Raw genomic sequence first — 12650 nt, 5'->3', positions numbered from 1 at the left:
GGCGGGGCGCGGCCGTTGCCGTTTCCGGGGGCCGGTCGGGGGTGGAGCCGGTCGCGAGTTAGTTGTAGTCTCACAATGATTGCAACAACACAACTAATTGGGGAGGGTCCGTCATGCCCCCTGCCGCCCGAACGCGGCCATGGCTCGTGCTCGCCGTCTGCTGCATGAGCCTGCTGATCGTCAGCCTCGACATCACCATCATGAACGTGGCCCTGCCCGCGATCCGGCGCGACCTGGACACCTCGGTGTCCGGGCTGCAGTGGACGGTCGACGCGTACACCCTGGTGCTGGCGAGCCTGCTGATGCTCGCCGGCTCGACGGCCGACCGGATCGGCCGCCGCCGGGTGTTCCGGATCGGCCTGGTGGTGTTCACCGCGGCCTCCCTGCTGTGCAGCCTGGCCCCGAGCCTCGGCTGGCTGATCGCCGCCCGGATGCTCCAGGCCGTCGGCGGATCGATGCTGAACCCCGTCGCCATGTCGATCATCAGCAACACCTTCACCGACTCCTGCCAGCGCGCCCGTGCGATCGGCGTCTGGAGCGGCGTGGTCGGCATCAGCATGGCCGCCGGGCCGATCATCGGCGGGGCGCTGGTGGAGTCGGCCGGCTGGCGGGCGATCTTCTGGATCAACGTCCCGATCGGCCTGGCCGCGCTCTTCCTCACCACCCGCTACGTGCCGGAGTCCCGGGCCGCCCGCGCCCGCCGGGTGGACCCGGTCGGCCAGCTGCTGGTCGTCGTGCTGCTCGCCGCCCTCACCTGCGCGATCATCGAGTCGCCGGAGCGCGGCTGGACCTCGCCCGTGGTCCTCGGCTGCACGGCGGCGGCGCTCGGCGCGCTGCTGGGACTGCTGTGGTACGAGCCCCGGCGCACCGATCCGCTGATCGACCTGCGGTTCTTCCGCTCCGCGCCCTTCTCCGGCGCCACCGTGACCGCGGTCGCCGCCTTCGCCGCCCTCGGCGGCTTCCTGTTCCTCAGCTCCCTGTACCTCCAGGACGTCCGCGGCCTCGACCCGCTGCACGCCGGGCTGTTCATGCTGCCGATGGCGGCCATGTCGCTGCTCGCCGCACCGCTGTCCGGCCGGATGGTGGCCACCCGGGGGCCGCGTACGCCGCTGCTGCTGGCCGGGACGGCGCTGACCGCGAGCGCGGTGCTCCAGGCGGTCGGCTACTCCGAGCACGTGCCGAGCGGACTGCTGGTCCTCGCCTTCCTGCTCTTCGGCACCGGCTTCGGCCTGGTCAACGCGCCCATCACCAACACCGCCGTCTCCGGGATGCCCCGCTCGCAGGCCGGGGTGGCGGCCGCCGTCGCCTCCACCAGCCGACAGGTCGGCCAGTCGCTGGGGGTCGCGGTGATCGGCGCCGTGATGGCCGGGGCCGCCGGTGCGGACCCGGCGGCCTTCACCGGCGCGGCCCGGACGGCGTGGTGGATCATCGCCGGCTGCGGGGCCGCCGTGCTGGTCACCGGTACGCTCACCTCGGGCCGCTGGGCCCGGGCGACGGCCGAGCGCACGGCGCAGCGGCTCGCCGCCGAGGAGGCGGCCGGGGGAAGCAAGGACACGAAGGAGACGGTGGACGCCTGATGGAGCGCCTGGAGGCCGGTGGGCACCCGGAGGGTGGCGAAGCGGACGCCGGAACGGCGGCCCGGGTCTGGCAGGGGATGAACGCGCTCGTGCTGGAGCGCCACGACCGCCGCAAGACCGTCGCCGAAGCCCTCGGCATGAGCTTCGGCCGGGTCAGGGCGCTGCGCAGGCTCGCCGCCGGCCCGATCACCCTGCGGGAGCTGGCCGAGCGGCTGACCGCCGACCCGCCGTACACCAGCGTCATCGTGGACGACCTGGTGCGGCGCGGCCTCGCCGAACGCATCACCAACCCGGCCGACCGGCGCTCCAAGCTGGTCCACCTCACCGAGGAGGGCGAGGCGAAGGCCGCGCTCGCCACCGGGATCCTCACCACCCCGCCGGACGCGCTGCTGGCGCTGCCCCCGGAGGACCTCCGGGTGCTCGACCGGGTGCTGGCGAAGCTCCTGGGCTGACCCGCCCGGGCTCGCCGCCGCTGGACCACCGGCCGCCCAGGCTACGGATCCTGCGCTCCGGGCCCGGTGGTCACGGGGCGACCCAGCCGGCCGTCAGTGCCTGCACGGCCGAGCCGTCGAGGTCCTTGAGCTTCGTGCCGGCGAAGGCCCGGGCGGCGTCGGAGGTGAGCAGCCGGAAGGCGGGCCGCTCGGCGGTGAGCAGCCCGAGGATGCGGGCGGCGACGTCCTCCGGCGCCTGCGCGTGGGCGAAGGCGCCGCGGGTGCGGTCCAGGTAGGCGACCAGGGCCGGGGCGTACGGGCCGGCCTGCCGCGGCGCGTCGTCCGTGAGGCCCACGTTGGCGACGAACTCGCTGGCCACCGCGCCCGGTTCGACGACGCTGACGGACACCCCGGCGGTGGCCGCGACCGGCGCGAGGGACTCCATGAAGCCCTCCACCGCGAACTTGGCGGCGCAGTAGGCCTCGTTGAAGGGCTGGCCGACCACGCCGCCGACGCTGGTCACGGTGAGCACCCGGCCCCGGCTCGCCCGCAGCAGGGGCAGGGCGGCCTTGGTGACGTTCAGGACCCCGAAGAAGTTGACCTCCATGACGGCGCGGACGGCGTCCACGCTCTCCTGCTCCAGGGTGCCGAGGTGGCCCGCCCCGGCGTTGTTGACCAGGGCGTCCAGCCGGTCGAGGCCGACCAGGCAGGCCGAGACCGAGGCCGGGTCGGTGACGTCCAGCGCCCGGACCTCGACGGTGACCCCGGCCTCCGTCGCGGCCGCCAGCAGTGCGTCGGCCTTCGCGGTGTTCCGCATGGTGGCGATCACGTGCCAGCCGCCGCGGGCGGCCGCGACGGCGGTGGCCAGGCCGATGCCGGAGGAGGTGCCGGTGATCAGGACGGTCCTGTCGCTCATCTCGCTGTACCCCAGACGCTTATGGATCATAACCAATATGTTCCATAACTATGTGGCCTGACATTTCACTCTGTCAAGCATCTGGCTACCCTGGTGGTCATGTCCCACCCATCGGATGACCTCACCAGGGAGATCGTCGGGCTCTTCGCGGCCGTCAACCGCCGCTACGGCCGGGAGTCCGAGGCCGCCGCGGCGGTCCACGACCTGACTCCGCTGCAGGCCAAGGCGCTGCTGGCCGCCGAGGCGCCGGTCCCGACCCGCCGGATCGCCGAGCGGCTGCACGCGGAGCCGTCCAACGTGACCGTGATCATCGACCGGCTGGAGGCCCGGGGCCTGGTCGAGCGCAGCGTCGACCCGGGCGACCGCCGGGTCAAGCACGTCGCCGCCACCGCCGCCGGGCGTGCGGTCGCCGCCGACCTGCGCGCCCGGATGCCCTTCGCCGGCGACCCGCTGGCCCGGCTCGGCGAGGACCAGCGCGAGTCCCTGCGGGACCTCCTGCGGCTGGTGCTGGAGGCGTGACGGCAGCCCCCGGACTGGTGGTCCGGGGGCGGCGGGTCGAACCCCGTGGTGTCCGGACCGGTGGGCGGGCCCCGCGGTGTCCGAACCACGGCGGAGGCCGGGCGGGACGGTTCCGGGCCGTCCCGCCCGGCCTCCGCCGGGTCGGGGTCCGGTGCGCCGGGGAGGTCGGCTCCGGAGCGGCCGTTCGCGGGGCGGTTCCAGCGGCAGTCGGACTGGTCGACCGGTCAACCAGTCCGACCGGTCCGACGGGTCAGCCGGCCAGCCCCGGCAGCACCCGGGCGCCCGGCAGTTCGGCCAGGGCCCACCCGGGCAGGATCAGCTTGCCCCGCCGTCGGCCGCTGCCGACCAGGACGTACGGGGCCGCGGCCACCGCCTCGTCGATCAGCAGCGGCCAGCCGGCGGGTAGCCCGACGGGGGTGATCCCGCCGTACTCCATGCCGGTCAGCTCGACCGCGGTGTCCATCGGCGCGAAGGACGCCTTGCGCGCGCCCAGGTGGGTGCGCACGGCCCGGTTGACGTCCACGCGCGTGGTGGCGAGCGCCAGGCACGCGGCCAGGGTCACCTCGCCGGCGCGCTTGGCGGCGACCACCACGCAGTTCGCGGACAGCTCCGGCGGTACGTCGTAGGCGGCGCAGAACACGGCGGTGTCCGCGTGCGCCGGGTCGCTGTCCACATGGAGCACCGAGGCGGCCGCCCCGGGCGCGGCCCAGTCCTTCAGCGCGTCGGCGACGGGCGCGGCGAGGTCCGCGCCGAGGTCCAGCGCGGCCACGGCGGTGTCGAAGTTCCCGAAGGGCGGGCGTACGGACTCACTCATGGGACCGGACTGTAGCGCGCCCGCCGTCCTGGTCAGTCGTACGGGACGACCGCCACCGGGCAGTGCACGTGGTGGATCGCGGCGTGCGCCACCGGGCCGAGATGGTGGTGGAGCAGGGGCAGCCGCCGCAGGCGGCGGCCGACGACCAGCAGCCGGGCCGTCGCCGCGGCGTCGACCAGGCCGACGGCGGGCTTGCCCCGGACCAGCTCGGTGGTCACCTCCACCTCGGGGTGCCCGGCCCGCCAGGGCGCCAGGGCCTGTTCGAGCCCGCTGCTCTCGGCCGCGGACGCCTCGCCCTCGAGGCCGCCGATCGCCCCGTACGCCATGTGCTCGCTGCCGGCCGGCGGCGACCAGACGTGCACCACCCGCAGCGGCGCGGAGCGGACCGCGGCGGACTCGAAGGCGAAGGCCAGCACGGCCTCCGCGGGGCGGCCCAGGTCCAGGCCGACCGTCACCGGGCCGGCGGGCTCCTCCGCGTCGGCGCGGACCAGCACCACGGGGCAGGCCGCCCGGCGCAGCACCTCCTGGCTGACCGAGCCGACCAGGAACCCACGCAGCGTGCCCAGCCCGCGCGAGCCGAGCACCAGGACGGCGGCCTCCCGGGAGGCCGCCTCCAGCGCCTCGACGGGATCGCCGGCCACGGAGGTGGCGGCGACCGCCACCTCCGGCGCGAGGGCCCGCAACTCGCCCTCGTGGTCGGCGAGTTGCGCCAGGACCGGATGGTCGCCGGAGCTGGTCCCCGGCGGGAGGTGCTTCGGCCGGGGCCAGGCCTGGAGGACGTCCAGCCGCAGGCCGCGGCGCTGCGCCTCGCGGGCGGCCCAGGCGGCGGCGGCCAGGCTCGGGGGCGAGCCGTCGAATCCGACGACGACGGGTCCGGTGGGTCCGGTCACGGTGTGCTCCGTAAGGTGTCAGGCATTCCGGTCCAGGCATCCCGGGCCAGGCGTCCCGTACGGCCCGCGGCCTGCGGAGGTTCCGGTGCGGCCCAGTATCCGCGCCGCCCCCGGCCGGCGCCTCCCGGCGCCGGCCCGCCGTACGGAGGGTGGCCACGCCGGTGCCGGTGCGGGTGCCGGTTCCGCCGTCCGGCTGGTCGGCCGTCCGGCGGCGCGGCACGCCCGGGTCAGGCGGGGGTGCCCGGGCTAGGGTCGGCCGGACCGTCCGTCCCAGCCTGGGAGAACGATGCCGAGCGTTCCCGCTTTCCGCTCGCGGTGGGCGAGCGCCGCCGCCGGACTGGCCGTGCTCGCCTCCGCCCTGGCGGGCTGCGGGGGCGGTGGGAGCGGCGGCCCGGTGACCCTGAACTGGTACAACTTCCCGGACGACTCGGGCGCCCTCCAGCAGGCCGCCGACCGCTGCGGGCGGCAGTCCGGCGGCCGCTACGCGATCCGCTACCACAAGCTGCCCCGGGGCGCCGACGGCCAGCGCCAGCAGCTGGTGCGCCGGATGGCGGCGCACGACGCCGACGTGGACATCCTGGGCCTGGACGTCACCTGGCCCGCCGAGTTCGCCGAGGCCGGCTGGATCCGCGAGTGGACGGGGGAGATGCGCGAGCGGGCCACCGCCGACACCCTGGACGCGGCGGTGCGGACCGCGACCTGGCGGGACCGGCTGTACGCGGTGCCGTACAACTCCAACACACAGCTGCTCTGGTACCGCGACGACCTGGTGCCGACCCCGCCCCGGACCTGGGCGCAGATGCTCGCCCTGGCGCAGGGGCTGGCCCGCGAGGGCAAGCCGCACCTGGTCGAGGTCCAGGGCGCCCAGTACGAGGGGCTGACGGTCTGGTTCAACACGCTGGTCACCAGCGCGGGCGGCTCGATCCTCACCCCGGACGCCCAGGCGCCCTCGCTCGGGGCGCCCGCCGTCACGGCCGCCGGGGTGATGCGCGACTTGGCGGCGTCCGTGGCCGCCGACCCCTCGCTGCCGAACCAGATGGAGGACCAGAACCGGCTCGCCATGGAGTCCGGTACGGCCGCCTTCGAACTCAACTACCCCTTCGTCTACCCGTCGATGAAGGCCAACCGGCCGGAGCTGTTCCCGCACTTCCGCTGGGCCCCGTACCCGGCGGTGAGCGCCGACCGGCCCGCCAGCGTCACCATCGGCGGGATCGACCTCGCGGTGGGCGCCTACGGCCGGCACCCCGACCTCGCCGCCGAGGCCACCCTCTGCCTGCGCAACCGGGACAACCAGCTCACCAACGCGCTGGAGGGCGGCCTGCCGCCCTCGCTGCGCAGCCTGTACGGGACGGCCGAGCTCACCGCCAGCTACCCGTTCGCCGCCGACGTGCTGGCCGCCCTCGACTCCGCCAGCGTGCGCCCGCAGACCCCGGCCTACCAGAACGTCTCCATCGCCGTCTCGCACACCCTCTCCCCGCCGGGCGGCATCCGCCCGGAGAAGGACGTGGCCGACCTCCGCGGGCAGATCCGGGACGCCCTCGGTTCGAAGGGGCTGATCCCGTGACACCGTCCACCGAGACCGCCGCCGCAGCCGTACCGGCACCCGCCGGGCCGTCGAGCGGCGCCCGCCAGGAGCGCCGGCTGGGCCTGCTGCTGTGCGCCCCCGCGGTGATCGTGATGCTGGCCGTCACCGCCTATCCGATCGGCTACGCCGTCTACCTGTCCCTGCAGCGCTACGACCTGCGCTTCCCCGAACAGGCGCACTGGGTCGGGCTCGCCAACTACGGCGCGGTGCTGGCCTCGCCGGTGTGGTGGCAGGCGCTCGGCGTCACCGTGCTGGTCACCGTGGTGTCGGTGGCCGTCGAGCTGGTGCTCGGCCTGGCGCTCGCGCTGGTGATGCACCGTACGGTCTTCGGGCGTGGCACGGTGCGCACCGCGGTGCTGGTGCCGTACGGGATCGTCACGGTGGTCGCGGCCTACTCCTGGCAGTACGCCTGGACGCCGGGCACCGGCTACCTGGCCGCCCTGCTGCCGGAGGGCAGCGCCCCGCTGACCGAGCAGTGGCCGGCCGTCGGTCTGATCATCCTCGCGGAGGTGTGGAAGACCACCCCGTTCATGGCGCTGCTGCTGCTCGCCGGACTGGCCCTCGTCCCGGAGGAGACCGTCCGGGCGGCGATGGTGGACGGCGCGAGTCCCGGGCAGCGGCTGCGGCTGGTGGTCCTGCCGCTGATGAAGCCGGCGATCCTGGTGGCGCTGCTGTTCCGCACCCTGGACGCGTTCCGGATCTTCGACAACGTCTACGTGCTGACCGGCGGCTCCAACGACACCGGCTCGGTGTCGATCCTCGGCTACGACAACCTGTTCACCGCGCTCAACCTGGGCATCGGCTCGGCGATCTCGGTGCTGATCTTCGTCTGCGTGGCACTGATCGCCGTGGTCTTCGTCAAGCTGTTCGGCACGGCCGCACCCGGCGCGGAACCGGAGCGGCGATGAGCGGCCGGCACACCCGGACCCTGACCGGCTGGGGCGTCGCCAACCTGGTGGTCGTGCTCTACGCGCTCTTTCCGGTCTGGTGGATCGTGGCGCTCTCCTTCAAGGACCCGAGCACCCTCTCCGACGGCGACTTCGTGCCCCGCCGGTGGACCCTGGCCAACTACCGGGGCATCTTCCAGACCTCGGAGTTCACCCGCGCCCTGGTCAACTCGGTCGGCATCGCGGTGATCGCCACCACCGTCGCCGTCGTGCTCGGCACCATGGCCGCGTACGCGGTGGCCCGGCTGCGCTTCCCCGGCAAGCGGCTGCTGATCGGGGTGTCCCTGCTGATCGCGATGTTCCCGCCGATCTCGCTGGTCTCGCCGCTGTTCGACATCGAGCGGGTGCTCGGCCTGTTCGACACCTGGCCCGGGCTGATCATCCCGTACATGACCTTCTCGCTGCCGCTGGCGATCTACACGCTCTCGGCGTTCTTCCGGGAGATCCCCTGGGACCTGGAGAAGGCGGCCAAGGTGGACGGCGCCACGCCGTGGCAGGCGTTCCGGCTGGTCATCGCGCCGCTGGCGGCCCCGGGCGTGTTCACCACCGGGATCCTGGTGTTCATCTTCTGCTGGAACGACTTCCTGTTCGCGATCTCGCTGACCTCCACCACCTCGGCCCGGACGGTCCCGGCCGCGATCGCCTTCTTCACCGGGAGCTCCCAGTTCGAGCAGCCGACCGGCTCGATCGCGGCCGCCGCCGTGGTCATCACGATCCCGATCGTGGTGTTCGTGCTGCTGTTCCAGCGCCGCATCGTCGCCGGGCTGACCGCCGGCGCAGTCAAGGGTTGAGACGGACGCGGGACCCGGTCCCGGGCCCGACGGATGAGCCCGCCGCACCCGGCGGACCAGGAAGGCGGATCGTGGCCGAGATCGTCCTCGACGGCATCACCAAGCGCTACCCCGACGGCGCCCTCGCCGTCCACGGCGTCAACCTCACCATCGCCGACGGCGAGTTCGTGATCCTGGTCGGCCCGTCCGGCTGCGGCAAGTCCACCACGCTCAACATGATCGCCGGGCTGGAGGACATCACCGAGGGCACCCTGCGGATCGCCGGGCAGGTGGTCAACGACCGCGCGCCCAAGGACCGCGACATCGCGATGGTCTTCCAGAGCTACGCCCTCTACCCGCACATGAGCGTGCGCGACAACATGGGCTTCGCGCTGCGCCTGGCCAAGGTCGACAAGTCGACCATCGCCGCCAAGGTGGAGGAGGCCGCCCGGATCCTGGACCTGACCCGGCACCTGGACCGCAAGCCCGCCAACCTCTCCGGCGGGCAGCGCCAGCGGGTCGCGATGGGGCGGGCGATCGTCCGCGACCCCAAGGCCTTCCTGATGGACGAACCGCTGTCCAACCTGGACGCCAAGCTCCGGGTGCAGATGCGCACCCAGATCGCCGCCCTCCAGCGCCGCCTGGGCACCACCACCGTCTACGTCACCCACGACCAGGTCGAGGCGATGACGCTCGGCGACCGGGTGGTGGTGATGCGCTCCGGCGTCGTCCAGCAGGTCGGCTCGCCGCAGGAGCTGTACGACGAGCCGGTGAACCTCTTCGTCGCCGGGTTCATCGGCTCGCCCGGGATGAACTTCCTCGGCGCCGCGCTGGAGCAGGGCGCCCTGCGCACGCCGTTGGGCGACCTGCCGCTGGACGACCGCACCCGGCGCGCCCTGGAGCGCGCGGACGCGCCGCGCGAACTGATCGTCGGCATCCGCCCCGAGGACTTCGAGGACGCCGCCCTGTCCGAGCGGCACGCCGGCGGGATCACCGTCACCGTGACCGTCGAGGTCCGCGAGTCGGTCGGCTCGGACGTCTTCGTCCACTTCGCGCAGGAGGGCGGACCGGCGGCGACCGAGGAACTCGCCGAACTCGCCGCCGACTCGGGCCGGGCCGACACCGGCATGCGGGAGCACGGGGCGGTCGCCCGGTTGAACCCCGCCACCCGGGCCGCCGAGGGCGGGCCGCTGGAGCTGTGGGTGGACACCACGCGCATCCACGTCTTCGACCCCCGCGACGGGGCCAACCTGACCCATCCGGAGCGCTCCTAGGCTGGTACGGAAGGCCCAACCGCCCGGCGGTGCGCGGTGTGCCTGAGCGCGGGTGTCCGGAAGTCGACCTACATTGCCCGGCTATGAGAGAAAATGTCGGAATCAGTCGCCGATCGATGCTCAAGGCCCTCCCCGCGGCCGCCGTCCTCATGGCGGCCTCCGACGGGATCCTCGCCCGGCCCGCGCTGGCGGCGGCGGCCCCCTTCCCGCAGCCGGTCGTCCGGAGTCCGCGAAGGCGCCCCGGGGCCCGGCGGGCGGTGCTCGACCAGACGCTCGACGTGCGGTTCACCGAGACCAGCGTCCCGGGCTACGGCACCGTCACCACGCGCACCTACAACGGCACCATCCCCGGACCGACCCTGCGGGTGCGCGGCGGAGACACCCTGCGGCTCACCCAGGTCAACGGCCTGCCGCCCAACCCGCCGTACAGCGGCGGCCACAACCGCCCGCACCGCGCGAACAGCTTCAACCTGCACACCCACGGGATGCACGTCTCCCCGTCCGGGCGCGCCGACAACGTGCTGCGCGAGTTCGCGCCGCGCACGGCCGAGGAGGTCGAGGCCGGCGCCGACGAGCCGGAGTACCTGACCGTCATCGAGATCCCGGCCGACCACCCGGCCGGCACCTACTGGTACCACCCGCACGCGCACGGGGCCACCGCCGAGCAGATCGGCGGGGGGATGGCCGGGGTCATCGTCGTCGAGGGCGACGTCGACGAGGTGCCGGAAATCGCGGCCGCCGCCGACCTCGTGGTCTGCGTCAACGAACTCCGGCTCCGGGACGGCGCGGTCCCCGAGTTCACCGCCGACAACTCGCTCACCGGCGCCCCGTCGACCTTCACCGTCAACGGCGAGGTCAACCCCGGACTCGTGCTGCGCCCCGGCGAGGTCCAGCGGTGGCGGCTGGTGGCGGCCACCGGGTTCACCACGCTGGAGCTCCAACTGGTGCGCGAGGACACGGAGATGACGATGCACCAGATCGCGCGGGACGGCGTGACCTTCGCCGTGCCGGTCGCCGCCGGGACGGTGCAGCTGGCGCCCGGCAGCCGGGCCGACGTGCTGGTGCGCGGCGGCGGGGCCGGGACGTACGAACTGCGCGCCCAGGGTGTCCCCGACCCGCTGATGACGGTCGAGGTGGCGGGGGAGGCCGTCGAGCCGCCGATGGAGCTGCCGACCGCCCTGCCGCAGGGCAAGCCCTTCCTCGACGAGGACGACATCGTCAACCCCGACGGGGACCGCACGGTGGTCTTCCACGTCGACCCGGGCGTCTTCGAGCGGCCGTACCCCAACGCCTACCGCATCCTCGGCAGCCACCCGACCCCGGCCGCCGGCACCACGGACGACGGCGACGGGGGCGGCGTCGACCTCACGCGCGACCCCGCCTACGGAATGTTCGACCCCGAGTACGTCAACCACACCCTGGAACTCGGGGCCGTCGAGCGGTGGACCCTGCGCACCGACGACACCCAGCCGGTCTTCCACCACCCCTTCCACCTGCACACCAACCACGTGCTGGTCACCCACCGCAACGGCGAGCGGCTCGACCCGCCGGTGTGGCAGGACACCGTCGACCTGGCCGGCGGCAGGCCCGGCGACACCGTCACCTTCCTGGTCAGGTACGAGGACTTCACCGGCCGCACCGTCCTGCACTGCCACCAGCTCCAGCACGAGGACCTCGGCATGATGCAGCTGGTCGAGTACGTCGAACCGCGGCGGCCGGGCCGGAGGGCGGCGCCGGGGCGGGCGGGGAAGACCGCGCCGGGCGGGGGCTGATCAGCCGCCGGCCCGGCCCGTCCAGGCCAGCAGCCGTTCGCGCGGCCAGGTGGTGACCAGCCGTTCGGGGCCGAGGCCGAAGCGGGCCGCGCGGGCGTAGCCGGAGCTGAGCCAGTGCAGCTGGTCGGGTGCGTGGGCGTCGGTGTCGACGGCGAACAGGCAGCCCGCCGCGGCGGCCAGGCCCAGCAGGTCGTCGGGCGGATCGCGGCGCTCGGGGCGGCAGTTGATCTCCACCGCCGTCCCGCCGGCGGCGCAGGCCGCGAACACCGCCTCGGCGTCGAACCGGGACGGCGGGCGGCCGCGGCCGGTGACGATCCGGCCGGTGCAGTGCCCGAGGACGTTCGTGCGGGGCGCGCGGACCGCCGCCAGCATCCGGGCCGTCATCGGTCCGGGGTCGGAGCGCAGCTTCGAGTGCACGGAGGCCACCACCACGTCGAGCCGGTCGAGCAGGTCGGGCTGCTGGTCCAGGGAGCCGTCCTCCAGGATGTCGCACTCGATCCCGGTCAGCAGCCGGAACGGCCCGTTGCCGGAGTTCCAGGCCGCCACCGCGTCGAGCTGGCGGCGCAGCCGGTCGGGGGAGAGGCCGTTGGCGATGGTCAGCCGGGGGGAGTGGTCGGTGAGCACCGCCCAGTCGTGCCCGAGGTCGCGGGCGGCGCCGGCCATCTCCTCGAACGGATGGCCGCCGTCGGACCAGTCGGAGTGCAGGTGGCAGTCGCCCCGGGCGGCCGCCAGCAGGGCCCACCCGGCGGACGCGGCCGGTCCGGCCTCGGCCTCCAGCCGGGCGAGGTACGACGGTGTCGCGCCGGCCGAGGCCTCGGCGATCACCGCGGCGGTCACCGGTCCGACGCCCCGCAGGCGGCGGACGCCGTCGGCGTCCACCGGGCCGGGCGGCAGTCCGCGGACGGCCTCGGCCGCGGTGTGGAACGCCCGCACCCGGTAGGGCGAGGCGCCCTGCCACTCCAGGAGGAAGGCGATCCGCCGCAGCGCCTGTGCCGGGTCCACGGTCGCGCCCGCCTCACCGCACCGCCGCGGCGGGGGCGGCGCCGGTGGTCCCGGGGCGCGGGCCGGCAGGTGTGTCGATCCGCATGAGGGGCGTTTTGCCGGGCGGAGGCCGTTCCAATCCCGCCGGAGGTCCGTCCGTACGGGCCGGGGTCG

At 74.3% G+C, this 12650-nt stretch carries 12 protein-coding genes; 8 read left to right on the top strand and 4 right to left on the bottom strand.

Annotated elements, in window-relative coordinates; translation table 11 throughout:
• Positions 1–113 precede the first annotated feature (113 nt).
• A complete protein-coding gene (locus ACZ5GH_RS04115; RefSeq protein ID WP_464333453.1) occupies positions 114–1577 on the top strand; it encodes an MFS transporter in 1464 nt (487 codons plus the stop codon).
• Positions 1577–2029: a MarR family winged helix-turn-helix transcriptional regulator gene (locus tag ACZ5GH_RS04110; RefSeq protein ID WP_464333452.1), complete on the top strand. Its 453-nt coding sequence runs from the start codon at positions 1577–1579 to the stop codon at positions 2027–2029. Before ACZ5GH_RS04115 ends, ACZ5GH_RS04110 begins: the two co-directional genes overlap by 1 nt.
• Positions 2030–2099: 70 nt before the next feature.
• Here the strand turns inward: ACZ5GH_RS04110 and ACZ5GH_RS04105 are convergent, their stop codons facing one another.
• Entirely contained in the window at positions 2100–2954 is an 855-nt protein-coding gene (locus ACZ5GH_RS04105; RefSeq protein WP_464333451.1) for an SDR family oxidoreductase, read from the bottom strand.
• Positions 2955–3023: 69 nt separating this feature from the next.
• On the opposite strand from ACZ5GH_RS04105, the gene ACZ5GH_RS04100 reads away from it, so the two are divergent.
• Positions 3024–3443 (top strand): MarR family winged helix-turn-helix transcriptional regulator, encoded by a 420-nt coding sequence (locus ACZ5GH_RS04100; protein ID WP_387747242.1) that lies wholly within the window; start codon positions 3024–3026, stop codon positions 3441–3443.
• Between the two features lie 250 nt (positions 3444–3693).
• Here ACZ5GH_RS04100 and ACZ5GH_RS04095 read toward each other — a convergent pair whose 3' ends face one another.
• Together ACZ5GH_RS04095 and ACZ5GH_RS04090 are read right to left on the bottom strand one after the other, a co-directional pair.
• Positions 3694–4257, bottom strand: coding sequence for a YbaK/EbsC family protein (locus ACZ5GH_RS04095; protein WP_387747244.1), 564 nt, complete (start codon positions 4255–4257; stop codon positions 3694–3696).
• 32 nt (positions 4258–4289) lie between these two features.
• A complete protein-coding gene (locus ACZ5GH_RS04090) occupies positions 4290–5147 on the bottom strand; it encodes a universal stress protein (RefSeq protein ID WP_464333450.1) in 858 nt (285 codons plus the stop codon).
• Positions 5148–5433: 286 nt separating this feature from the next.
• Between ACZ5GH_RS04090 and ACZ5GH_RS04085 the strand changes: the two genes are divergently transcribed.
• From ACZ5GH_RS04085 to ACZ5GH_RS04065, 5 genes are all read left to right on the top strand, one after another.
• On the top strand, positions 5434–6711 hold the full coding sequence (locus tag ACZ5GH_RS04085; protein WP_464333449.1) for an ABC transporter substrate-binding protein: 1278 nt from the start codon (positions 5434–5436) through the stop codon (positions 6709–6711).
• Positions 6708–7640 (top strand): carbohydrate ABC transporter permease, encoded by a 933-nt coding sequence (locus ACZ5GH_RS04080; protein ID WP_387747250.1) that lies wholly within the window; start codon positions 6708–6710, stop codon positions 7638–7640. Before ACZ5GH_RS04085 ends, ACZ5GH_RS04080 begins: the two co-directional genes overlap by 4 nt.
• A complete protein-coding gene (locus tag ACZ5GH_RS04075) occupies positions 7637–8470 on the top strand; it encodes a carbohydrate ABC transporter permease (protein WP_387747252.1) in 834 nt (277 codons plus the stop codon). The genes ACZ5GH_RS04080 and ACZ5GH_RS04075 overlap by 4 nt, the downstream gene beginning before the upstream one ends.
• A gap of 71 nt (positions 8471–8541) precedes the next feature.
• Positions 8542–9723: an ABC transporter ATP-binding protein gene (locus ACZ5GH_RS04070; RefSeq protein WP_387747254.1), complete on the top strand. Its 1182-nt coding sequence runs from the start codon at positions 8542–8544 to the stop codon at positions 9721–9723.
• A 116-nt stretch (positions 9724–9839) separates the two neighbouring features.
• Entirely contained in the window at positions 9840–11495 is a 1656-nt protein-coding gene (locus tag ACZ5GH_RS04065; protein ID WP_464333448.1) for a multicopper oxidase family protein, read from the top strand.
• Here ACZ5GH_RS04065 and ACZ5GH_RS04060 read toward each other — a convergent pair whose 3' ends face one another.
• Positions 11496–12497 (bottom strand): PHP domain-containing protein, encoded by a 1002-nt coding sequence (locus ACZ5GH_RS04060; RefSeq protein WP_387747258.1) that lies wholly within the window; start codon positions 12495–12497, stop codon positions 11496–11498. It lies immediately after the preceding gene.
• Positions 12498–12650 lie beyond the last annotated feature (153 nt).

This window comes from Kitasatospora sp. Xyl93 (assembly GCF_055383135.1).
The sequence above is the reverse complement of the archived record's forward strand: the minus strand, read 5'-3'. Positions and strand labels throughout refer to the sequence as shown.